Below are 20,487 nucleotides of genomic sequence, written 5' to 3' on the forward strand. Positions count from 1 at the left end.
TGGCGTTTTACGTATAACCTCACCGGTCAATCGCCCCCGCCCCACCCGAAAGGGCCCGATGAGACGCATCGCCCTGGTCGCCCTCGTCGTCGACGACTACGACGAGGCGATCCGCTTCTACACCGAGGCCCTCGGCTTCCGCCTCGCCGAGGACACCCCCCGGCCCGACGGCTCGCGCTGGGTCGTCGTCGAACCCGGTGCGCCGGCGCGGGGCACCGCCCTGCTGCTGGCCCGCGCCAAGGGCGAGGCGCAGCGCTCCCGGATCGGCGACCAGACGGGCGGGCGCGTCGGGTTCTTCCTGTACACCGACGACTTCGCCCGCGACCACGCCCGTATGAAGGCCGCGGGCGTGACCTTCCTGGAGGAGCCGCGGCACGAGCCCTACGGCTCGGTCGCCGTCTTCCAGGACCTGTACGGCAACCGCTGGGACCTGCTCCAGCCCGCCGCCCCCTGATCCGCCCCGCACTCCGCACCCACCCGCCGAGGAACGTCCACACATGTCATCTACGCGCATAGACACCGAGACCCTCCGCCGCCTCCCCAAGGCGGTACTGCACGACCACCTCGACGGCGGCCTGCGCCCCGCGACCGTGGTGGAGCTGGCCGGGTCCGTCGGCCACACCCTGCCCACCACCGACCCCGACGAGCTGGCCGCCTGGTACTACGAGGCCGCCAACTCCGGCGACCTGGTGCGCTACATAGCCACCTTCGAGCACACCCTCGCCGTGCTGCAGAACCGCGAGGGCCTGCTGCGCGCCGCCGAGGAGTACGTCCTCGACCTGGCCGCGGACGGCGTCGTCTACGGCGAGGTCCGCTACGCCCCCGAGCTGATGACCGGCGGCGGTCTGACCCTCGCCGAGGTCGTCGAGACCGTCCAGGAGGGCCTGGCGGCCGGCATGGCCAGGGCGGCGGCAGCGGGCACGCCGGTCCGTGTCGGCACCCTGCTGTGCGGGATGCGGATGTTCGACCGCACCCGCGCCACCGCCGACCTCGCCGTGGCCTTCCGGGACGCCGGTGTCGTCGGCTTCGACATCGCGGGCGCCGAGGACGGCTTCCCGCCCGCCGACCACCTGGACGCCTTCGAGCACCTGCGCCGCGAGAACGTGCCGTTCACCATCCACGCGGGCGAGGCACACGGGCTGCCCAGCATCCACCAGGCCCTCCAGGTGTGCGGCGCCCAGCGCATCGGCCACGGCGTGCGCATCACCGACGACATCCCCGACCTCGCCGCCGGCAAGCTGGGCCGCCTGGCCGGCTGGGTCCGCGACCGCCGCATCGCCCTGGAGATGTGCCCGTCCTCCAACCTCCAGACCGGTGCCGCCACTTCGATCGCCGAGCACCCGATCACCGCGCTGAAGGACCTCGGCTTCCGCGTCACCCTCAACACCGACAACCGCCTGGTCTCCGGCACGACGATGACCCGGGAGATGTCCCTCCTCGTCGAGCAGGCGGGCTGGACCGTCGAGGACCTGCGCACGGTCACGGTGAACGCGCTCAAGAGCGCCTTCATCCCGTACGACGAGCGCAGGTCCCTGATCGAGGACGTGGTCCTGCCGGGCTACGCGGCGGCGCTCTGAACGAGCCCGCGCACATAGGCGGCCTGTCCGACGTGCTGGAGATCGTCGGACAGGACGCTGACCAGCCGCACGCCCAGCGTGACCGGCGGATCCCAGTTCTCGTCCACCACCCGCTCCAGGTCCTTCGCGGCCAGGGAACGCAGGGCTCCGAGCGTCTGCTCGTGCACGGCGTCGTAGTAGCCGGTCAGCAGGTCGGCCGAGTCGACCCGCACCTTCGCGACCTGCGCCGGGCTGTGGCCGTAGCCGGTGTCGTGGCGGGGCAGTCCGAGGCCGAAGCGTTTCTCCCACTCGCCGTTCAGCCACACCTGATCCAGCCCGAAGGCGTCCGCGATGTGGTCGTCCTGGACCCGGGTGAGGTGCCACAGGAGCCAGCTGACGGAGTTGGCGTCGTCGGTGGGGCGGGCGTTCAGGTCGTCGGGGTCCAGGCCCTCGGCGACGGCGTGGACTTCTTCCTGGATGCGGCCGTAGCCCTCGATGAGGATGTCCTTCGCATGCATACCTCCACCATCGCGCAGTCCGGCCTCAGGCGCTCCCCGTCTCCAGCAGTCCCATCAGCGCCCGCGCCGCCGGGCTGGTGGCCGGTGCGGGCGGCAGCAGCGCGATGGTCTCGTACTCCGTCCCGCCGGAGTCCTTCAGCGGCAGCGAGGTCAGGGAGGCCCGCTTGTGCCGGAAGTGCCGTGGTACGACCGCGATACCGAGGTTCTCGTCGATCAGGTCGAGCAGGCCGTGCACGTCGTTCACCTCCAGCGGGACGGTCCGCCGCACGCCCGCCGCGGCGAAGACGGCGTCGGTGACGCGGCGCGGCCCCCAGTCAGGGTGGAAGTCGACGAAGACCTCGTCGGCGAGGTCGTGCGGGGTGAGCACCGCGCCGTTCGCCGCGAGCCGGTGGTCGGGGTGGCACAGCACCGTCATCGGCTCGCCGGCCAGCGAGATCGAACGCAACTGGTCGGTGTCCGCCTGCGTCCGGTAGGCGAAGGCCAGGTCGAGCCGCCCGGCCGCGACCTCCTCGGCCAGCTCGCCCGAGCCCGCCTGACGCAACCGGATCTCCACGTCCGGATGCCGGCGCCGGAACGCGGCCAGCAGCCCCGCCACCGGCACCCCGGCGATGCACTGCTCGGTGCCCAGGGAGAGCGTGCCGCGCAGCACGCCCTGCACCGCGGCGACCGCCTCGTGCGCCGACCGCACCTGTGCGAGGATCCGTCGCGCCTCGCCCAGCAGCGCCCGCCCGGCCTCCGTCAGAGTCACCCGGCGGGTGGTACGCACGAACAGCGGCGTCTGCAACTCCCGCTCCAGTGCCCGGATGGACGCCGACAGGCCGGACTGGGAAACCAGCAGCCGTTCCGCCGCGCGGGTGAAGTGCTGGTCCTCGGCGACCGCCACGAAGTGCTGGAGATGGCGCAGTTCCATGATTGAGAAGCGTAACCGCTGAATCCCATCGGATTCTTCTGTTGGACCACTGCCCGCAGGTCACGACAGAGTGGGAAGCCGTTCCACCCAAGACCCGCACCTCGGGTGCCGACCTCCTGGAGTCGCGTTGTACACCGCACACCCCGACCGCTACGCGGACATGCCCTACCGGCGCACCGGACGCAGCGGCCTGAAGCTCCCCGCGCTCTCGCTCGGCCTGTGGCACAACTTCGGCCCGGACCGCCCCGTCGAGACGCAGCGAGCCATCCTGCGCCGCGCGTTCGACCTCGGCGTCACCCACTTCGACCTCGCCAACAACTACGGCCCGCCGCCCGGCGCCGCCGAGTCCGCCCTCGGCGAGGCCCTCAGGGCCGACTTCGCGCCGTACCGCGACGAACTGGTCATCTCCACCAAGGCCGGGTATCTGATGTGGCCCGGCCCGTACGGGGAGTGGGGCTCGCGCAAGTACCTGCTGTCCTCCCTCGACCAGAGCCTCGCCCGCATGGGCCTGGACCACGTCGACATCTTCTACTCGCACCGCCCCGACCCGGAGACTCCGCTGGAGGAGACGATGGGCGCCCTGCACACGGCGGTGCAGCAGGGCAAGGCGCTCTACGTCGGCGTCTCCAACTACTCGCCGGAGCAGACCCGCGAGGCCGCCCGTATCCTCGCCGAACTGGGCACCCCGCTCCTGATCCACCAGCCGCGCTACTCCATGCTGGACCGCCGCCCGGAGGTCGGGGGCCTGCTGGACGTCCTCGACGAGCTCCAGGTCGGCTCCATCGCCTACTCCCCGCTGGAGCAGGGCCTGCTCACCGGCCGGTACCTCGACGGCATCCCGGAGGACTCGCGGGCCGCGAGCGACAGCCCGTTCCTGAGCTCCGACGCGGTCACCGAAGAACTCGTCGGCAAGCTGCGCGCGCTCAACGAGATCGCGGAGTCCCGCGGCCAGTCGCTGGCCCAGATGGCGCTGGCGTGGGTGCTGCGCGCGGGCCGCGTGACCTCCGCCCTGGTCGGCGCGAGCAGCGCGCGGCAACTGGAGGACAGCGTCTCGGCCGTCCGCAACCTCGACTTCGACGCCGACGACCTGGCCCGGATCGACCGGATCGTCGCGAAGTAGGACAGCGGGACACGGGTAGGACGAGCGAAGGTCCCGGAGGCGGGCGGCCGCCTCCGGGACCTTCGCCTGCGCCGGTGCCGCGCCGCGGACGGTCAGGCCCCCGTGGGTACCCGGTCCAGGAAGCCGAACACCGCCCGGATCCGCCCCTCGCCGTCCAGCACGACCACGTCGGACCCGGCCGCGGGCGCCGATCCGTCGGCCTCGCTCACCAGCTCCCAGGAGAAGCGTGCCGTGTCGTGGTGCCCCTCCACGGAGCCGGACAGCCGGAAGGCGAAGCCGGGGTACTGCTCGCGCGCCGCCGCGATCACGGCCGCGATCTGGTCGTGGCCGTGCACGTCGGCCAGGGGGTCGGTGTAACCGCCGTCAGTGGTCCAGGCCGCGGCGACCGCCTTGGCCCGGGCGTCCGGCCCGGCGTTCCAGGCCTCGAAGTAGCGGGCGACGGCATCCTCGTAACGGGTGGTGGGCGCGGTCATGGTCGATCAGCCTCCATCGAGGTCGGACGCACTGGTCAGGACCCGGATCCCGGTCACGGCGACCCGGTACCGCAACCATGCCCGCGCCCTCGCGGACCGTCGATTACCCGACGGGTCATGCGACGGCCCGCCCCTCGGGACCGCGTGGCCCAGGGCCTGAGGGCGGCGTCGGACGGATGGCGAGTTTCGGCCAACAGCGGCGGTGAATATGCCAAGAGACTGGCCGGAAATTCATGGTGACAGTGGTTCAGCGGTGAACATACTCACCTCTAGGGCCTCTCACACCACGCGACAGCGCCCTCACGCACAGCACACACGCCGCACGGACGCCATGCCGGACCGGCAGGCGGCTGCGCGACGGGGGAGGGGAGCAGTGCACGACGAGTTCCTGTGCCATGTCACCGCCTACGGTGTCTGCGACGGCCGGCGCATCGGAGTACCCCTGGGGACCTACCGGGCCCCCACCCTCGCCCTGGCCCTGTGGTGGCTGCGCGACCGTGCGTCCTGGATCGCCGAGCGGCTGGACCCGCAGCCCGACACCCCCCACTTACCGCGCGGCGCCCTGACCCCGGTCGCCGACGACGCGCCCGACGTGCCGCGCGTGTTGCGCACCTGGTGCGCCGACGCCCTCCAACAGGAGCTGGTCGCCGACGAGTTGGCAGCAGGGCGCCTGGTGCGCATCGCCACCAGCGACGACACCACCGAGTACGAACTGCTGGCCGAGTCCGTGGACGCGCTGCGCATGCAGCGGGCCTCTCCACCCCTCGTCGTCCCCGTCGCCTGAACGTGGGGTGTCCGACCGGACGAGACGTGCCGGAACCGTTCTGCCGTGCCCCCGGGGGGCCTGTTCGGCGCATCCGGCCGAGGACGCGGGACCGGGATCCCGTCCGCGCGCGGGGACACTCGCCGGTTCGCCACGCTCGACCTCGCCGCGGGCGGCCCCGCATCACGTCGCCGCCGCGGCAGTGGCCGATGTGCACCGACACCGCCACCTCACGGCCCCACGCACCGGGCCCCGCTCACCCACGCCACTCCGGTACCACCGGTTTTCCGTGACCGGATCCGTCGGACGGGCCCCGGGCAGGCCCGCTCCGCCGCCCCGCCCATCGCGCGAGCAGCGCGCCGAGGAACCCGGCGACCAGTCCCCACAGCAGGGCGAGACCGACCGCCCCCCACAGACGCGGGCGCAGGTACAACCGTCCCGACAGCCCGCCGCCCAGGTCGCCGATGCCGAGCACCGACAGGCCGTAGTGCGCGGAGATCCGGCCGACGAGGCCGATCATCAGCACCGTGAGCGCCAGTGCCACGGCCATGCGCACGGCGTGCCGCCAGGCCGGCATCCCGGCCGGGGAGCGGGCCGCGGCCACGACTCCGGCCGCCAGGAGCAGAACCGCCGCGACGACCAGGAGCCACCACATCCGCCCGTCGCGCTCGGTGAACGTGCCCAGATTCAGCGTCGAGACGTCCGGTGCACGCAGCACCTCGTCGAGCACATGCGGCATCGGCAACCCGAACGGCCCCTCCACGCGCCCGTTCCAGGTGGCACCGAGGCCGATCGTGAACGCCGGCCAGGCGAGGTTCGGCAGGCCGAGCAGCAGCACGGCGAAGGTGTCCGCCGGGTGCCCCCGCGTCCCGGCGACGACCAGGCCGACGACGAGGCCGATGACGACGTACGCGAGCAGCAGCGCGACCATCGCGTACGCGGCCGGCCGCATCGACGTCACCGGACGCGGCAGCCGCCCCGGCAGTGGCGCCGCGCGCCTCACCAGCAGGGCCAGTACCAGCACGCCCGCCAGCCACAGCAGCCCGAAGAGGACCGTCAGCGGCACGTCCGTGGTGAAGCCGACCTCCGGAGCGATGTCGAACAGGTCACCGAGGTCGTTCAGCACGCCCTCCCCGAGCGGGACCTCGAAGGTCCGGCGCGCGGCGAAGGCCAGCCCGAGGAGGGCGAGCAGCCACAGAACGGCGATCCGCCCGGCCCAGCCGGCCAGCTCCGGGGCGCCGACGACGGCACGGTGGCGCAGCGGCCGCAGAAACCCCCGGGCGATCACGAGTGCGCCGGCCAGCGTGACGGACAGCGGGAGCACGGTCAGACCCGCGTCCGTGTCGGCGAACCCTCCCGCGTCCCCGGACAGCTCCAGCGAGCCGCCCACGGCGGTGACGACGGTCGCCGTGACGACCCGGGGGAAGGCGTTGTCGGGCAGGTCCGTGGCCCCGGCCGCCCACAGTCCGAGCGCGGCCACGATTCCCATGGCGACCAGAGCGGCCAGCACCGTCACCAGGGCCTGCAGCCAGCTCTGACGGGTGGCCGCCCGGTCGGACGGGGTTCGTGAGCTCACGCCGCCACGCTAGGCAGCACCGGGGCGGCGCGCCCGTCGGCCGGGGCCGTCCGCGTCGCCGCGCGCCACGACCGCGGCGGAGCACCGCACCGGAGGGTGACCGTGGTTCACCCCGCCCGTACGACGAGCGCGTAGTCGCCGAGGCCCAGTACGCGGTCGGCCGACACCTCGCCCCGGGTGGTGAGGACCGCGAGGACCCGGCCGGTCTCCGGAGCGAACGCCACGTCCAGCACGGTGCCGTGCTCGGCGCCCGCGTCGGTCAGGACCCGGCGGCCCAGCAGATCGTGACGGGGCGGAACCGTGTCGGGGGCGGTGGCGGTACGGACCCGGACGGAGGCCGGGCCGATCGCGTGCACCGCGTCCCAGGCCAGCACGGTCTCCCTGCCCCAGCGGCGGCCCCGGAGCCGGAGGTGGCTCACCACCCCGGACGCCGGGTCGACGGTCAGGGACGTCACCGTGCCGAGCGGGTGCGCCTCGGCCGGCAGCACCACCGGCAGGCCCCGTACCTCGGTGAACAGCATCACGGCGGTGAGCCCCTCCAGCGTCCGGGAACGCCACCGACCAGGGCGGTGAAGCCGGACAGGTCGTCGGCGACCTGCCGCACCGCGAGGTCGGGGAGGACGAGGGCCCGGCCGACGACCGTGAGCGTCTCGCCGCGGGGCACGTACACCCTGCGCCGATGCCGGGTGGGCCCGGGCACGAACCGTTTGCTCGCCGCCACCCGGAAGCCGACGACCCGGCCGCCGGTGCCGCCCTCCACCACGACGTCGAGCACCGTGCCGATCTCGGCGCCCGACTCGGTGAGCACCCTCGCTCCCAGGACCCGGCCCCGCAGGGCCTGCTGGTGCGCCATCATGGCGGCGGCGCTCACCAGGCCGCGCCGGTCGCGGATCATCACCGCGTCGTGGCCCAGCGCGTACACGGCCGGCCACGGCAGGCCCTCCTTCAGCAGGCCGGACAACAGGCCCCGGCCCGTCAGGGTGAAACCGGTGATCCGGGCCGCCTCGGCGTCGCATACGGTGTCCTTGACGTGGGCGACGGCGTCGCCGCCGAGGGTGACCACCGGCCGGGTGGTGAGGCTCCGTGCGGCCATCAGTTCGTTCATCGCACACCCTTCCCGCACCCCTCGGGTTCCCCGCACCACTGTGACGATGCCCGCAGTACGGGGGCACGGGGACTGCGGGGCCGGGGACGGGGTACGAGGACACGTGCAGCAGCGTCCGGCCAGCCCGGCTTCCGAGAGAGAAACGCATGACCGAGTACCTGGGCGGGGCAGTGATACCGATTGGTTTCGACGTACCCGTCGACCCGCTGAGGCGGGCGGCACACTACTCCGGTGAGCCGGGCTGCATCGCGCAGGCCCGTTCCTTCGCCTCGCTCTTCCTCGACCAGCTCAGGACCGAGTGGTGCGCCACGGTCGGCCGGCGTGCCGACGGCGCGGTGCTGCTGGTGGTGAGCGAGCTGGTCACCAACGCCGACCGGCACAGCGCGGGACCGTACATCCTGGAGCTGGAGGGCACGGACGCCACCGTGGCGGTGACCGTCTACGACAGCAGCGGCGCGGTGCCCCGTCGTTTCCCCCGCGACCCGGAACGCGTCGGCCGGCACGGACTGGAGATCGTCCACGCCCTGGCCGAGACGGTCGTCGTCGAACGCGTGCCGGTGGGCAAGCGGGTCCGCGCGGTGGTGCGCCTCACCGAAGAGTGAAGCCGGTGCCGCCCCTCCCGGGCGGGGCGACAACACGTACGGCGGTCGCCGTCAGGCGCACCCGAGTTCGCCCAGCATGCCCTCGCGCAGCCGGGCGATGATCCGCTTGATCAACCGGGAGACGTGCATCTGCGAGCAGCCGAGCCGCTCGCCGATCTCCGCCTGCGTGGCCTCCTCCACGAACCGCATGTGGATGATCCGCCGGTCCCGCTCACTGAGCTCGGCCATCAGCGGGGCGAGCGAATGGAAGTCCTCGACGAGCCGCAGTCCGTTCTCCTCCACACCGATGAAGTCGGCGAGCACCGACTCGCCGCTCTCCGCGCCGTCCCCGGTCAGCGCGGCGTCCAGCGACGAGGAGTTGTAGCCGTTGGAAGCGATCTGGCCCTCGACCACCTCCCTCTCGCCGATGTTCATCAGCGTGGCGAGTTCCTTGACGGTGGGCTCGCGGTCCAGGCGGGAGGAGAGTTCCTCGCGGGCCTTGGCCAGCTCCACGCGCAGTTCCTGGAGCCGTCGCGGCACGTGCACCGCCCAGGTGGTGTCGCGGAAGAAGCGCTTGATCTCGCCGACGATGTACGGCAGCGCGAAGGACGTGAACTCGACCTCGCGCGACAGCTCGAACCGGTCGATGGCCTTGATCAGGCCGATCATGCCGGTCTGGACGATGTCCTCCATGTCGTCCCCGCGACCGCGGAACCGGCCGGCGGCGAACCGCACGAGCGACATGTTCATCTCGATCAGCGTGTTGCGCGCGTACTGGTACTCGTGCGTGCCCTCCTCGAGTTCCGCGAGGCGCTGGAAGAAATCGCGGGACAGGTGCCGCGCGTCACGCGGCGCCACGGTGCGGGGGTCCACGACCCCAGGCAGCGATCCGGCACCCGCCCTGTTCCCGGTGGTCTCCTCGACGACCTGCGCACCCGGCCGGATCACGGCGGTCTCCATTGCCTCTCCCACGAAAGTCACGGTTGGACGTCTCCCTAGGTTCTTCCCGCATGCGGGTACCCGGGGCGCGGCGGCCCATACCTCCCGTCTTCACGGGGGGTGCGAACTCGGTGCCGCAGCGTCGTCGCGGGGTGATGCGTCGTCTCTCGGCGAGTCTCTCGGCGATGTGTCATCTCTCAGCGTAGTCCCGGGCACGGTGCGGGGCATCCGCGGATTTCCCTCTGGGCGGAACGCCGGACCCTTCCGCCGGATGCTCCGGCTCCTAACCTGAGGAGGTGACCAGCCACGTGTCGAACGAAGCCCGCGTCATTCCTCTGCGCCCGCAGGCAGCGCCCCCGCAGGCAGCGCGCCCGGAGGACCGCCCCGCCGTCAGAGAGCCCCTCTGGCGCGATCTGGTGGGCGACGTCCTGCGGCGTGAACGCCTCGCCCAGGAGCGCACGCTGAAGGAGGTGGCCCAGGCCGCCCGGATCTCCATGCCGTATCTGTCGGAGGTGGAGCGCGGCCGCAAGGAGGCGTCCTCGGAGGTGCTGGCCGCCGCCGCGGGCGCCCTCGGGCTGGGCCTGGGCGACCTGCTGGTGCGGGCCCAGGGAGAGCTGGTCCGCCTCACCTCGCGGCAGCACACCGGTGCCGGCCGGGGCCGGGGTACGTCCGGTGCCCGCTACGACGGGATGTGCCTGGCCGCCTGACCGCCCGCCGGGGCCGGCGCCCCGCTGGGCGCCGGCCCCGGCACTCACACCCTTGCCAGGCGTCGGCTCAGCACCTCGTCGGCCAGCCCGTACGCCACCGCCTCCTGGGCCGTGAACACCTTGTCGCGGTCCATGTCCGCGCGCAGAGTCGCGACGTCGTGGCGCGTGTGCCGGGCCAGCACCTCCTCCACCTGGGAGCGGATCCGCACCATCTCCTTTGCCTGGAGCGCCAGGTCGGATACGGTGCCCTGCCGTCCGCCGCTGGCCGGCTGCCCGAGCAGGACCCGCGCGTGCTCCAGCACGAACCGCCGCCCGGGGTCCCCGCCGGCCAGCAGCACGGCCGCCGTGGAGGCCGCCTGCCCGACGCAGAAGGTGGAGATCGGCGCCTGCACGAACGTCATCGTGTCGTAGATCGCCATCAGCGACGTGAACGAGCCGCCGGGGGAGTTGATGTAGACGGCGATCTCGCTCTCCGGGGCCGACGACTCTAGATGGAGGAGTTGGGCGATGACCACGTTGGCCACGCCGTCGTCGATCTCGGTGCCCAGGAAGATGATCCGCTCCGACAGCAGCCGGCTGAACACGTCGTAGGACCGCTCGCCCTGCGGGGTCCGCTCGACGACGTTCGGAATCGTGTAGGTCCCCATGTCACAGCCCCATCCGTCGCCTGGTCGCGGCCGGCCGCACGTCCGCGAGGGACTGGACGACCCGGTCCACCATTCCGTACTCCCTGGCCTCCTCGGCCGTGAACCAGCGGTCGCGGTCACCGTCCCGGGAGATGGTCTCCGGGCTCTGACCGGTGTGCTCGGCGGTGATCCGCTCGATGGTCCGCTTGGTGAACTCGAGGTTGTCCGCCTGGATCTCGATGTCGGCGGTGGTGCCCCCGATGCCCGCCGACGGCTGGTGCATCATGACCCGCGCGTTCGGCAGGGCGTACCGCTTGCCCGCCGCGCCGACGCTCAGCAGGAACTGCCCCATGCTGGCGGCGAACCCCATGGCGAGCGTCGAGACGTCGTTGGGGATCAGCCGCATCGTGTCGTAGATGGCCAGCCCCGCGTGCACGGACCCGCCGGGGCTGTTGATGTACAGGCTGATGTCGGTGCGCGGGTCCTCCGCGGACAGGATCAGCAACTGGGCGCAGACCCGGTTCGCGGAGACCTCGTCGACCTGGGTGCCCAGCAGCACGATCCGCTGCGCGAGCAACTGCGCGGCCAGATGGTCGTCGAACCGGGTCGGGGTGGTGTCGCCCTCCTGGGCCCGGGGCGGCGTGGCCGGGGCCGGGCCGGCGATGAGTGGAGACATCGGCGCTCCTTGTCGAGTGGTCGGGGAAGCCGTACGCGGCTGACGGCGCCGCGGTTCCTCCACTCTCGGCCCGCCGGAGTGCCCTGCGGGCGCTTCTCTGCCGGTGGCAGATTCGCCGAGGGCAGAGCGGCCGCCGGCCGCCCTCCCGCCCAACTGCCGGAAGGGCGAGCGGACTTCGCCCGGGAAGGGGCCGGGCCGTGCCGGTCGTGGTGGTGGACCGCGGCCACGCGTGGAGCCGGCGGCCGGTCGCCCGCCGACCGGTGGCCCGCCGGCCGTACGCGTGCCACCGGGCGGGGTACGCGGTGCGGCCATCCGCGGGACCGGTCGCCGCGACCGATGAGTTCCGCGGCCCGCGCCGGTCGACAGTGGTGACCGTGTTCCATGCCCAGGAGGTGCTCATGAGCAGCGACGGATTCACCATGTGTCTCTGGTTCGACGGCCAGGCGGAGGAGGCCGCCCACTTCTACGTCTCGCTCTTCGAGAACAGCCGCATCGGCGCCGTCACCCGCTACCCCGAGGGAGGGCACCGGCCCGCCGGCACGGTGCTCACCGTCGACTTCACGGCCAACGGCCAGAAGTTCGTCGCCCTCAACGGCGGCCCGGAGTTCCGGTTCAACGAGGCGATCTCCTTCCAGATCACCTGTGAGAACCAGGACGAGGTCGACCACTACTGGACCAGGCTCACCGAGGGCGGCGGCGAGGACGGCCCCTGCGGCTGGCTCAAGGACCGGTTCGGTGTGTCCTGGCAGGTCGTCCCGAGTCGGCTCGAGGAGATGTTCCGCGACCCGGATCCCGCGAAGGTGGCGCGCGCGAACCAGGCGATGATGTCGATGCGCAAGCTCGACATCGCCGCGTTGGAGAAGGCGTACGCGGGGCAGTGAGCCGCCCGCCGGCGCGCGGGGCCGGCAGGGGCTGACTGGCGTGATGAAACAGACATTTCGCTCGGCAGTCGACGGAGTACGGCGACTGCACGCAGTGCTGCGCGAACGGCAGGGCGGTGCCGCCGTGGTCCCGCCCCGCGCCCGGCCGGGAGGGCCAGTCGCAGTGGTGCCTCTCCTTCGTGTCCCGGGTCGCGGCGGCGACCGCGGCGCGGATCCGCGAGGCGGTGACCGACGTCACGAAGACCGAGGGGAGATGCCGAAGCTCACGGACGTCTCCTGAGCCCCGTCCCGGCTCCCCGTCGCACCATGGCATGATCGGGCCCATGCGTGAACGTGTGGTGGCCGCGTGCGACGGGGCTTCGAAGGGAAACCCGGGTCCGGCCGGCTGGGCCTGGGTGGTCGCCGACGCGGCGGAGCGTCCGGTCCGCTGGGAGGCGGGGCCGCTGGGCAGGGCCACCAACAACGTCGCCGAACTCACGGCGCTGGAGCGCCTGCTGGCGTCGACCGACCCGGACGTGCCGCTCGAGGTCCGCATGGACTCGCAGTACGCCATGAAGGCCGTCACCACCTGGCTGCCCGGCTGGAAACGCAACGGCTGGCGGACGGCCGCCGGCAAGCCGGTCGCCAACCAGGAGCTGGTCGTGCGCATCGACGAGCTGCTCGGCGGCCGCTCGGTCGAGTTCCGCTACGTGCCCGCCCACCAGATCGACGGCGACCGGCTCAACGACTTCGCCGATCGCGCCGCCAGCCAGGCGGCCACCGCCCAGGAGCCCGCGGGCAGCGCCCTGGGCTCACCGGAGCCGCCGCCCGCGCCGGACGTCCCGGCGGCCCGCAAGGCGCCGCGCCGTGGGTCGGGCACGAAGAGCGGCGGTGCCTCCGCGCGCACCATCAAGGCGAAGTTCCCCGGACGCTGCCTGTGCGGCCGTTCGTACGCGGCCGGGGAGCCCATCGCCAAGAACGACCAGGGCTGGGGCCACCCGGACTGCCGCACGGCGGTGGCCGGCTAGCCACCGCTCACCCGTCGGTCGGGGGCGAAGGGCGCCGTCGGCCCGTGTCCGGCGACCTCGACCGTCCCGACGCGGTGCGGGCGAGCTCCGGGTGACAGACTGGCGGCATGGACGAGCGCACATTCGACAGGTCGAACCAGCACGCCTCGGTGGTCGGCCTCGGCACCTGGCAACTGGGTGCCGACTGGGGAGACGTCGACGACAAGGAAGCCCTCGCGGTGCTGGAGGCGGCGGCCGAATCGGGGGTGACCTTCTTCGACACGGCGGACGTCTACGGCGACGGGCGCAGCGAGGAGACCATCGCCACCTTCCTGCGCGGCAGGCCCGACCTGCACGTGCTGGTCGCCACCAAGATGGGCCGCCGGGTCGAGCAGATCCCGCAGAACTACGTCCTCGACAACTTCCGGGACTGGAACGACCGCTCCCGGCGCAACCTCGGCGTGGACGTCGTCGACCTGGTGCAGCTGCACTGCCCGCCGACCGCCGTCTACTCCACCGACGAGGTGTTCGACGCCCTGGACACCCTGGTCGAGGAGGAGCGCGTCGCCGCGTACGGCGTCAGCGTGGAGACCTGCGAGGAGGCGCTGACCGCGATCGCCCGGCCCAACGTGGCGAGCGTGCAGATCATCCTCAACCCGTTCCGGATGAAGCCCCTGAGCAAGGTACTCCCGGCGGCCCGGGAGGCCGGCGTCGGCATCATCGCCCGGGTGCCGCTGGCCTCGGGCCTGCTGTCCGGCAAGTACACCAAGGACACGGTCTTCGCCGAGAACGACCACCGCTCCTTCAACCGGCACGGGGAGGCCTTCGACCAGGGCGAGACCTTCTCCGGCGTCGACTTCGCCACGGGCGTGGAGGCCGCCGCGGAGTTCGCCGCGCTCGCCCCCGAGGGATACACCCCGGCCCAGCTGGCGCTGCGCTGGATCATCCAGCAGCCCGGTGTGACCACCGTGATCCCCGGCGCCCGCTCGCCCGAGCAGGCCCGTGCCAACACGGAGGCGGCACGGCTGCCCGAGCTGTCCGAGGACACGCTCGCGGCCGTCCGCGACCTCTACGACCGTCGGGTCAAGGACCAGGTCGAGGGCCGCTGGTAGACGCTTCCTCCGGACCTCACGGCACCAGGAGCAGCTGCCGTTCCCGCTCCTGGTCCCCGGAGGCCGCCCCTTCGTCGCGCAGGGTGAAGGCGTGGGAGAGCGTCTCGCTCGCCGCCTCCACGGCCTGCGGGCTGCCTTGAACGGTGACCTCCACCGGCGCGGACAGCCGGCCGCCCGCCCCCTGCGGTGCCGTGCCGGCCTCCGGGGTGGCCGGCGAGTCGAAGGTCGCCGTGCGCACCGTCGCCCGCTCGTCGGCCGGGAGGGCGTCGGGTGCTCCGAAGACACCCTCCAGTGCGCGGACGATCGCCCGTGCGTCGTCGATGCCGCCACCGCTGAGCGTCACGGTGAGCTGAGTGTCGGACATCCTGCGTCCTCCTCCTGGGCCGGTGTCGGTCCCGGCCCGTGTAACCGTCCGCCGTGCGCTCAAACGGGCCGTCGCGGCCCCGCCGGGGCGCCTGTGCGTGGGAAACCCGGGAAGAGGGAAGAGGACGCAGGCCGCGGCAACCGGGAGGAACTGTGACGGAGACGGCTGAGGGTTCGGGCCGACGCAGGGGGCGCAACGAGACCGCGGAGGAGCGGGCCGACCGGATGTGGACGGAGCTGATCCAGGAGGTTCGCGTCGCGCAGATGGGCGTGCAGATCCTGTTCGGCTTCCTGCTCACCGTCGTGTTCACACCGAAGTACGAGGAGCTCTCGGAGACCAATCAGATGATCTATCTGGTGACGGTGGTCCTCGGCGCCGTGACGACCGGCGCCCTGATCGGGCCGGTGTCCCTGCACCGCCTCGTCTCCGGGCGGCGCGTGAAACCGCAGGCGGTGCGGTGGGCTTCCCGGCTGACCGTGCTCGGCCTCGTGCTGCTGCTCGCCACGATGGCCGCGTCGCTCCTGCTGATCCTGCGCGTCGCGACCCACGACGGCTTCGTGCCCTACCTCGTCACCGGCGTGGTGTGCTGGTACCTGCTGTGCTGGTTCGGGATCCCGCTCTGGACCCGGTACCGCGGGGCGTCTCGCTGAGCCCGGGGCTCCGCGCGCGAGCCCCGGCACCCGGTGAGCCTCCGCCGCGAGACCCCGGCGCCCCGTCAGCCCTCGGCCATGATCTCCGCGAGGAAGTCGTCGACGTCCACCTCCTCCTTCCCCGGCCGGACCACGGCGTGGGTCTCGCGGAGGAAGGCCTCCACGGCCGCCGCCCACACGAAGACCACGGCGCGGTGGCGCCCCCCGTCGGGCCGGACGTCGCCGAGCAGTTCGACGCGCAACTCGTCCCACACGCCCCGCGACTCGGGGCGCAGCCGCACGTCGCCCACGCCGACCGGGCGGGCGAGTCCCTCGCGCACCATCTCCCGGTCCAGCGACCAGCGGGCGAGCACACGGCCGTCATGGCTGAACACCACGGTGAGCGCGAACGGGTCCGCGGCGTCGTAGCTCAGATGGGCGAGGACGGGACAGCGATCGGCGCCGCCCGTCTGGAGCTGCACGACGAGGGTCTTGCGCACGAGAGAGTTCACAACGGCCTCCGGGGGAACGGACGTAGAGCCCTCCAGTACCCCGCCCGTCCGCAAGATGCTCACGCGACCGGGCGATTCGCCCCGCCACCCGGTGCTACGAACTGCCGAGCGCCTCGCGCAGCGCGGGCAGCAGGGTCTTCTCCGACCAGTCCAGGAACGCGGGCTGCGTCTCGCCGCCTATCTGCACCAGGGCGATCTCGGTGAACCCGGCCTCGGCGTAAGGGCGTACGGCCTCCACGAAGGCGTCCGGGTCGTCGCCGCACGGGATCGACTCGGCGACGTCGTCGGGGGTCACGAACTGGGTGGCCCCCTCGAAGGAATCCGGGTGGGGCAGTTCGGAGTTGACCTTCCAGCCGCTGCCGAACCAGCGGAACTGCGCGTGGGCGCGTTTGATCGCCGTGTCCCGGTCGGGGTCGTAGGACACCGGAAGCTGGCCGACGCGCGGCTTGCCCTCGCCGCCGTGCCGGTCGAAGGACTCCACCAGCCCGGGCTTGGGCTCGGTGGCGATCAACAGGTCGGCGTGTGCACCCGCCAGCGCGCAGGAGCGCTCCCCGGAGACGGCGATGCCGATGGGCGGCGGACTGTCCGGCAGGTCCCACAGGCGGGCCGACTCCACGTCGAAGTGCGTGCCGCGGTGGTTCACGTGGCCGCCCTCGAAGAGCGCCCGGATGATCTGCACCGCCTCATGGAGCATCTCGTGCCGCACGTCGACGGTCGGCCAGCCCGCGCCCACCACGTGCTCGTTGAGGTTCTCGCCGGAGCCGAGCCCGAGCCGGAACCGCCCCTCGGACAGCAACTGGAGCGTCGCGGCCTTCTGCGCCACCACCGCCGGGTGGTAACGGAACGTCGGACACGTCACGTACGTCATCAGCGGGATGCGGGAGGTCGCCTGCGCCGCGGCGCCCAGCACACTCCAGGCGTACGGCGAATGGCCCTGCGAGCGCAGCCACGGGAAGTAGTGGTCCGACGTCACCGAGAAGTCGAAGCCGACCCCCTCGGCCCGCACCAGATGGTCGACGAGATCGCGGGGACCGGCCTGCTCGGTCATCATCGTGTATCCGATTTGCACCATATGGTGCGGGTCCCCGTCCGGGCGGAGCGAAAACGCCCGCCCGCGGACATCTGTGGTCGCCGTGGGGACGAGTCCCGCGGAACGTGGCGAGGAGCCGTGTCAGCCGTCGAGGAGGGAGCCGCGTCCCAAGGCGCGCGACGGCCGTCAGCGATCCCCGAAGCGCTCCGCCCAGGCCGCCATGTCGGCGGTCGTGGCGTTGCCGCCGCACACCACCAGCCCGATCCGGGCACCGTCGCCGACCCGCTCCACCACGCGCCGGGCCGCGGGCAGCAGACAGCCGGCGGCCGGCTCGGTCCACACCTTCGCGTGCTCGGCGAGCGCCAGCGAACCCTCGACCGCCTCCCGGTCGGATACCACGAGTACCTCGGTGACCAGCGACGACACATGGTCGTACGTCAACTGCGAGACGGACGGGGCGCTGAGCGTGGTGACGATGGACGACAGTGCGACCGGCAGCGGTCCGCCCGCCGCCAGCGCCCGGGACATGGCCTCGGCGCCCTCTGTCTCCACGCCCCAGATCCGCACGGTGGGCCGCAGCGCCCGCAGCGCCGCCGCCACGCCCGCGATCAGCCCGCCGCCCCCGATGCTCACGAGCACGTCGGTGAGCTCTCCGGCGTCCTCGGCGAACTCCAGGCCCACGGTGCCCTGCCCCGCGATCACCACGGGGTCGTCGAAGGGGTGGACCAGGGTCAGCCCCTCCTCCCGCAGCCGGGTCACCAGTGCGAACGCGCTGTCCATGCCGTCGGTCAGCCGCACCAGGGCGCCCGCCTCCTCGGCGATCTCCACGGAGCGGGCCGGTGCCGTGCGCGGCATGACCACCGTGGCCTTCACGTCGAGGGCGGCGGCCATGACCGCCACGGCGATCCCGTGGTTGCCGCCGCTGACCGCGACGACACCGGCGGCCCGCTCGGCCTCGGTCAGCGACAGCAGCTTCGCCGTCGCGCCGCGTGCCTTGAACGAGCCGGTGCGCTGGAGCAGTTCCAGCTTCGCGGTGACCGGGACACCGAGCAGTGCGGACAGCCCGGGGCTCGGCACGGTCGGCGTGCGTACGACATGTCCGGCGATCCGCTCGGCCGCGGCTTCGATCTCCGTGATCCCGATCAAGGCAGTCATCCTTCCGGCGCGGGCGGTGATCCGCGCCCCTGGCACCCTTTCGCGCGACGCGCCCGAGGTCAACACGGTTCCCCGAGGGCGCGGCCGGGGTCAGTGCTGCTGCGGTTTCTGCGCTGTCGCCTCACTCGGCCGTACGACGGCGAAGCCCTCGCCCTGGAGCATCAGCTGCACGGCCTCCCCGGAGCCGCCGCGCAGCATCGAGCCGATGGACTGCGAGCGGTGCAGGGAGGTCCCCAGTCCCGCGGACCAGCCGACGATCGCGTCCGTGTCGACGTAGAGCGGGTACTGGGGCGAGACGGGGATGACCAGCGGGCTGCCCTCGCACACCAGCCCCAGCCGGCCGTGGCCGGTGAAGACGCTGTTGAACAGCCCGCCGCCCGCGATGCCCGAGCCCTTGACGGTGGAGATGCGGTACGACAACGACGAGTCGAAGCACAGGACGTTGCGGCCGTTGACCGTGAACTCGTCGCCGGGCTCGACCTCCACGATGAAGCAGTTCTGAGCCTCGTGCGCGAACCAGGCCTCGCCCTGCCCGCGCACCGCCATCAGGGGCAGGCCCTCACCGGTGACCGCGCGTTTGAGCATGCCGCCCACGCCCTGGCCCTTGCGCTCGAACTGGAGGCTGCCGCGGTAGGCGATCATCGCGCCCTGCCGGGCCAGCATGTCGCCGGTCACCGTGTACCGGATGCACTTGGAGTTCTCGACGGTCATGCCCGGCGCCGTGGCGGGCCGCACCATGTGCTCGCTGGAAAAGAGGTCACCCTTCATATAGGCATCCTCCCCGGAGGGTTGGGCTCCGCCAAGATCGCCGCCGAAGTCCGCGGTCAGCCGCCGAAGAGCTGAGTCCAGTACGTACCCGCCCGGCCGCCGCCGGCGAGGCCGACCCCGATGTGGGTGAAGTCGGCCTTGAGGATGTTGGCGCGGTGCCCCGGGCTGTTCATCCAGCCCTCCACCACGTCGGCGGGGGAACGCTGGCCGCAGGCTATGTTCTCACCGACCGTGCGCCGCGTGGCGCCCGCGGCGGCGGCCCGGTCCCTGGGCTTGCCACCGTCCGGGTCGGTGTGCGAGTAGAAGTCGCGGGCCACCATGTCGGCGCTGTGCGCCTGCGCGGCGCGGGTCAGCCGGGCGTCGACGCCCAGCGCGGGCAGACCGGCCCGGGACCGCTCCCGGTTGGTGAGGTCGACGACCTCGGACGTCGTGCGGTCCAGGCCGTCCGCGGTGAGCGGCACGGCCCACAGGGCGGTCCAGTAGGTGTCGCCCGAGGGGCCTCCGGTGACGTGGGCCCACCCGGCGTGGGTGTAGGCAGTGTGGTGCAGGGTGCGCCGGGTCCGCTCGGCGCGCAGGCAGTACGCGACGAACTCGGTCGGCGTGCGCGGGCCGGAGACCAGGTGCTCGCCGACGGTGAGGTAGGCGTACCCGGCGGAGACGACACGTTGGTGGACCGAGACGCCGTCCCGGGTCTCGACGCTCAGCGTGCCCGCGGCGGCCATGGCGGCGGCGTGGGCACGGGCCGCGGAGACCAGGCGGGGGTCGGCGGAGACGGGGCGTGAACCGGCCGCCGTCCGGGCGGCGTTGACCAGTGCCAGGAAGCCGTCGGCCTCGGCCTTCGGCGCGGTGGGCGGCGCGGGGTCGGGTGCCGACGTGTCGTCGACGACCTCCACGCCGAAGTCCCGGGCGAGTCCGGCGAGTCCGTCGGCGTATCCCTGACCGAGGGCGCGCAGCTTCCACCCCGCGCCGCGCCGGTAGAGCTCCGCGAGGAGCAGGACGGTCTCCTGCCGGGGGCGCGTCGGCGTGAACCGGGCGAGTCCGCGACCGCCGGCGTCGGTGACATGGAGCGTGGGGGAGGGGAGAGCGCCCAGGGTGGTCCCCGGGTCCGAGGGGCTGACCGCCACCGTCACCCGGGCGGCACCGGGGCGCAGCCGCGACGGATCGACGGTGAGCGTGTCGCCCCGCAGCCGGGCGCCGGGCGCGTCCGGCTGGTTGTAGAAGACGAAGTCGTCGTCACCGCCCACCTTGCCGCCGTCGTCCGTGATGAGCGCCGACACGTCGAAGCCACCGGGCACCCGTACGCGGACGGGGCCGCCCGGCAGGGGGACGTTGCCCCCGGGGACCAACTCGCTCATCCTGCCGCCCTGTGTCGTGGTCCGCGCTCCGGTCGGATGTCGGTGCCGGGTCAACGTCCGCCGGGCAGCCGGGGTTCCCGACGCGCCCGAGGAGCCGAGACCCGGTCCGGGGTGGGGCTCGGCCCGAAGGCCGGGATCGGTATAC

At 72.7% G+C, this 20,487-nt stretch carries 25 protein-coding genes; 10 read left to right on the forward strand and 15 right to left on the reverse strand.

Annotated features, from left to right (window positions below; all coding sequences use genetic code 11):
* Window positions 1-58: 58 nt before the first annotated feature.
* A complete protein-coding gene (locus RM812_RS16810) occupies window positions 59-454 on the forward strand; it encodes a VOC family protein (RefSeq protein ID WP_311573362.1) in 396 nt (131 codons plus the stop codon).
* Window positions 455-497: 43 nt separating this feature from the next.
* A complete protein-coding gene (locus RM812_RS16815) occupies window positions 498-1,577 on the forward strand; it encodes an adenosine deaminase (RefSeq protein WP_311573363.1) in 1,080 nt (359 codons plus the stop codon).
* On the opposite strand, the gene RM812_RS16820 is transcribed toward RM812_RS16815, so the two are convergent.
* Together RM812_RS16820 and RM812_RS16825 are read right to left on the reverse strand one after the other, a co-directional pair.
* Window positions 1,559-2,074, reverse strand: coding sequence for a mycothiol transferase (locus tag RM812_RS16820; RefSeq protein WP_311573364.1), 516 nt, complete (start codon window positions 2,072-2,074; stop codon window positions 1,559-1,561). The genes RM812_RS16815 and RM812_RS16820 overlap by 19 nt on opposite strands.
* 25 nt (window positions 2,075-2,099) lie before the next feature.
* The gene (locus RM812_RS16825; RefSeq protein WP_311573365.1) at window positions 2,100-2,984 is read right to left on the reverse strand and encodes a LysR family transcriptional regulator; all 885 of its coding nucleotides are present in this window, start codon (window positions 2,982-2,984) and stop codon (window positions 2,100-2,102) included.
* 127 nt (window positions 2,985-3,111) lie between these two features.
* Between RM812_RS16825 and mgrA the strand changes: the two genes are divergently transcribed.
* On the forward strand, window positions 3,112-4,104 hold the full coding sequence (mgrA, locus tag RM812_RS16830) for an L-glyceraldehyde 3-phosphate reductase (RefSeq protein ID WP_311573366.1): 993 nt from the start codon (window positions 3,112-3,114) through the stop codon (window positions 4,102-4,104).
* 92 nt (window positions 4,105-4,196) lie between these two features.
* Here mgrA and RM812_RS16835 read toward each other — a convergent pair whose 3' ends face one another.
* Window positions 4,197-4,577 carry a nuclear transport factor 2 family protein gene (locus RM812_RS16835; RefSeq protein ID WP_311573367.1) on the reverse strand — a complete coding sequence of 127 codons (381 nt, stop codon included), beginning with the start codon at window positions 4,575-4,577 and terminating at the stop codon, window positions 4,197-4,199.
* Between the two features lie 373 nt (window positions 4,578-4,950).
* Between RM812_RS16835 and RM812_RS16840 the strand changes: the two genes are divergently transcribed.
* Complete coding sequence (locus RM812_RS16840) at window positions 4,951-5,361, forward strand: hypothetical protein (protein ID WP_311573368.1); 411 nt, start codon at window positions 4,951-4,953, stop codon at window positions 5,359-5,361.
* 235 nt (window positions 5,362-5,596) lie between these two features.
* Here RM812_RS16840 and RM812_RS16845 read toward each other — a convergent pair whose 3' ends face one another.
* The 3 genes from RM812_RS16845 to RM812_RS16855 all read right to left on the reverse strand — a co-directional run bounded on the left by RM812_RS16845 (window position 5,597) and on the right by RM812_RS16855 (window position 8,021).
* Complete coding sequence (locus RM812_RS16845) at window positions 5,597-6,916, reverse strand: streptophobe family protein (protein WP_311573369.1); 1,320 nt, start codon at window positions 6,914-6,916, stop codon at window positions 5,597-5,599.
* Window positions 6,917-7,023: 107 nt separating this feature from the next.
* A complete protein-coding gene (locus RM812_RS16850) occupies window positions 7,024-7,440 on the reverse strand; it encodes a PRC-barrel domain-containing protein (RefSeq protein WP_311573370.1) in 417 nt (138 codons plus the stop codon).
* A complete protein-coding gene (locus tag RM812_RS16855; protein WP_311573371.1) occupies window positions 7,437-8,021 on the reverse strand; it encodes a PRC-barrel domain-containing protein in 585 nt (194 codons plus the stop codon). Before RM812_RS16855 ends, RM812_RS16850 begins: the two co-directional genes overlap by 4 nt.
* Before the next feature lie 146 nt (window positions 8,022-8,167).
* Here RM812_RS16855 and RM812_RS16860 point away from each other — a divergent pair, with 146 nt between their 5' ends.
* Complete coding sequence (locus RM812_RS16860) at window positions 8,168-8,623, forward strand: ATP-binding protein (RefSeq protein ID WP_311573372.1); 456 nt, start codon at window positions 8,168-8,170, stop codon at window positions 8,621-8,623.
* A 51-nt stretch (window positions 8,624-8,674) separates the two neighbouring features.
* Here the strand turns inward: RM812_RS16860 and RM812_RS16865 are convergent, their stop codons facing one another.
* On the reverse strand, window positions 8,675-9,562 hold the full coding sequence (locus tag RM812_RS16865; protein ID WP_311573373.1) for an RNA polymerase sigma factor SigF: 888 nt from the start codon (window positions 9,560-9,562) through the stop codon (window positions 8,675-8,677).
* A 275-nt stretch (window positions 9,563-9,837) separates the two neighbouring features.
* On the opposite strand from RM812_RS16865, the gene RM812_RS16870 reads away from it, so the two are divergent.
* Window positions 9,838-10,248, forward strand: a complete 411-nt coding sequence (locus tag RM812_RS16870; protein WP_311573374.1) for a helix-turn-helix domain-containing protein — start codon at window positions 9,838-9,840, stop codon at window positions 10,246-10,248.
* Between the two features lie 44 nt (window positions 10,249-10,292).
* On the opposite strand, the gene RM812_RS16875 is transcribed toward RM812_RS16870, so the two are convergent.
* Both RM812_RS16875 and RM812_RS16880 read right to left on the reverse strand, forming a co-directional pair.
* Complete coding sequence (locus RM812_RS16875) at window positions 10,293-10,895, reverse strand: ClpP family protease (protein ID WP_311573375.1); 603 nt, start codon at window positions 10,893-10,895, stop codon at window positions 10,293-10,295.
* A 1-nt stretch (window position 10,896) separates the two neighbouring features.
* Window positions 10,897-11,550, reverse strand: coding sequence for an ATP-dependent Clp protease proteolytic subunit (locus RM812_RS16880; RefSeq protein ID WP_311573376.1), 654 nt, complete (start codon window positions 11,548-11,550; stop codon window positions 10,897-10,899).
* Window positions 11,551-11,948: 398 nt separating this feature from the next.
* Here RM812_RS16880 and RM812_RS16885 point away from each other — a divergent pair, with 398 nt between their 5' ends.
* The 3 genes from RM812_RS16885 (at window position 11,949) to RM812_RS16895 (ending at window position 14,529) form a co-directional block, all read left to right on the forward strand.
* Window positions 11,949-12,431: a VOC family protein gene (locus RM812_RS16885; protein ID WP_311573377.1), complete on the forward strand. Its 483-nt coding sequence runs from the start codon at window positions 11,949-11,951 to the stop codon at window positions 12,429-12,431.
* Between the two features lie 311 nt (window positions 12,432-12,742).
* Entirely contained in the window at window positions 12,743-13,438 is a 696-nt protein-coding gene (locus RM812_RS16890; protein WP_311573378.1) for a ribonuclease H family protein, read from the forward strand.
* A 107-nt stretch (window positions 13,439-13,545) separates the two neighbouring features.
* Window positions 13,546-14,529, forward strand: a complete 984-nt coding sequence (locus RM812_RS16895; RefSeq protein ID WP_311573379.1) for an aldo/keto reductase — start codon at window positions 13,546-13,548, stop codon at window positions 14,527-14,529.
* 16 nt (window positions 14,530-14,545) lie between these two features.
* Here RM812_RS16895 and RM812_RS16900 read toward each other — a convergent pair whose 3' ends face one another.
* Window positions 14,546-14,893 (reverse strand): hypothetical protein, encoded by a 348-nt coding sequence (locus RM812_RS16900; protein ID WP_311573380.1) that lies wholly within the window; start codon window positions 14,891-14,893, stop codon window positions 14,546-14,548.
* 224 nt (window positions 14,894-15,117) lie between these two features.
* On the opposite strand from RM812_RS16900, the gene RM812_RS16905 reads away from it, so the two are divergent.
* Window positions 15,118-15,543, forward strand: coding sequence for a DUF6328 family protein (locus RM812_RS16905; RefSeq protein WP_311573434.1), 426 nt, complete (start codon window positions 15,118-15,120; stop codon window positions 15,541-15,543).
* Between the two features lie 65 nt (window positions 15,544-15,608).
* Here RM812_RS16905 and RM812_RS16910 read toward each other — a convergent pair whose 3' ends face one another.
* The 5 genes from RM812_RS16910 to RM812_RS16930 form a co-directional block, all read right to left on the reverse strand.
* A complete protein-coding gene (locus tag RM812_RS16910) occupies window positions 15,609-16,034 on the reverse strand; it encodes an SsgA family sporulation/cell division regulator (protein ID WP_311573381.1) in 426 nt (141 codons plus the stop codon).
* 94 nt (window positions 16,035-16,128) lie between these two features.
* Entirely contained in the window at window positions 16,129-17,106 is a 978-nt protein-coding gene (locus RM812_RS16915; protein ID WP_311573382.1) for an LLM class F420-dependent oxidoreductase, read from the reverse strand.
* A gap of 144 nt (window positions 17,107-17,250) precedes the next feature.
* Window positions 17,251-18,210 carry a threonine/serine dehydratase gene (locus RM812_RS16920; protein WP_311573383.1) on the reverse strand — a complete coding sequence of 320 codons (960 nt, stop codon included), beginning with the start codon at window positions 18,208-18,210 and terminating at the stop codon, window positions 17,251-17,253.
* Between the two features lie 99 nt (window positions 18,211-18,309).
* Window positions 18,310-18,987 carry an AIM24 family protein gene (locus RM812_RS16925; protein WP_311573384.1) on the reverse strand — a complete coding sequence of 226 codons (678 nt, stop codon included), beginning with the start codon at window positions 18,985-18,987 and terminating at the stop codon, window positions 18,310-18,312.
* Between the two features lie 56 nt (window positions 18,988-19,043).
* The gene (locus RM812_RS16930) at window positions 19,044-20,342 is read right to left on the reverse strand and encodes a CAP domain-containing protein (protein WP_311573385.1); all 1,299 of its coding nucleotides are present in this window, start codon (window positions 20,340-20,342) and stop codon (window positions 19,044-19,046) included.
* Window positions 20,343-20,487 lie beyond the last annotated feature (145 nt).

The organism is Streptomyces lancefieldiae (assembly GCF_031845825.1).
In the GTDB taxonomy this organism is placed as follows: Bacteria; Actinomycetota; Actinomycetes; order Streptomycetales; family Streptomycetaceae; genus Streptomyces; species Streptomyces lancefieldiae.

Coding starts and splice junctions, on each gene's coding strand:
- RM812_RS16865 (WP_311573373.1), bottom strand. CDS start 9,562: ATGGAGACCGCCGTGATCCGGCCGGGTGCGCAGGTCGTCGAGGAGACC.
- RM812_RS16930 (WP_311573385.1), bottom strand. CDS start 20,342: ATGAGCGAGTTGGTCCCCGGGGGCAACGTCCCCCTGCCGGGCGGCCCC.
- RM812_RS16890 (WP_311573378.1), top strand. CDS start 12,743: ATGATCGGGCCCATGCGTGAACGTGTGGTGGCCGCGTGCGACGGGGCT.
- RM812_RS16855 (WP_311573371.1), bottom strand. CDS start 8,021: ATGAACGAACTGATGGCCGCACGGAGCCTCACCACCCGGCCGGTGGTC.
- RM812_RS16860 (WP_311573372.1), top strand. CDS start 8,168: ATGACCGAGTACCTGGGCGGGGCAGTGATACCGATTGGTTTCGACGTA.
- RM812_RS16815 (WP_311573363.1), top strand. CDS start 498: ATGTCATCTACGCGCATAGACACCGAGACCCTCCGCCGCCTCCCCAAG.
- RM812_RS16825 (WP_311573365.1), bottom strand. CDS start 2,984: ATGGAACTGCGCCATCTCCAGCACTTCGTGGCGGTCGCCGAGGACCAG.
- RM812_RS16925 (WP_311573384.1), bottom strand. CDS start 18,987: ATGAAGGGTGACCTCTTTTCCAGCGAGCACATGGTGCGGCCCGCCACG.
- RM812_RS16905 (WP_311573434.1), top strand. CDS start 15,118: ATGTGGACGGAGCTGATCCAGGAGGTTCGCGTCGCGCAGATGGGCGTG.
- RM812_RS16900 (WP_311573380.1), bottom strand. CDS start 14,893: ATGTCCGACACTCAGCTCACCGTGACGCTCAGCGGTGGCGGCATCGAC.
- RM812_RS16810 (WP_311573362.1), top strand. CDS start 59: ATGAGACGCATCGCCCTGGTCGCCCTCGTCGTCGACGACTACGACGAG.
- RM812_RS16895 (WP_311573379.1), top strand. CDS start 13,546: ATGGACGAGCGCACATTCGACAGGTCGAACCAGCACGCCTCGGTGGTC.
- RM812_RS16880 (WP_311573376.1), bottom strand. CDS start 11,550: ATGTCTCCACTCATCGCCGGCCCGGCCCCGGCCACGCCGCCCCGGGCC.
- RM812_RS16915 (WP_311573382.1), bottom strand. CDS start 17,106: ATGGTGCAAATCGGATACACGATGATGACCGAGCAGGCCGGTCCCCGC.
- RM812_RS16875 (WP_311573375.1), bottom strand. CDS start 10,895: ATGGGGACCTACACGATTCCGAACGTCGTCGAGCGGACCCCGCAGGGC.
- RM812_RS16835 (WP_311573367.1), bottom strand. CDS start 4,577: ATGACCGCGCCCACCACCCGTTACGAGGATGCCGTCGCCCGCTACTTC.
- RM812_RS16885 (WP_311573377.1), top strand. CDS start 11,949: ATGAGCAGCGACGGATTCACCATGTGTCTCTGGTTCGACGGCCAGGCG.
- RM812_RS16820 (WP_311573364.1), bottom strand. CDS start 2,074: ATGCATGCGAAGGACATCCTCATCGAGGGCTACGGCCGCATCCAGGAA.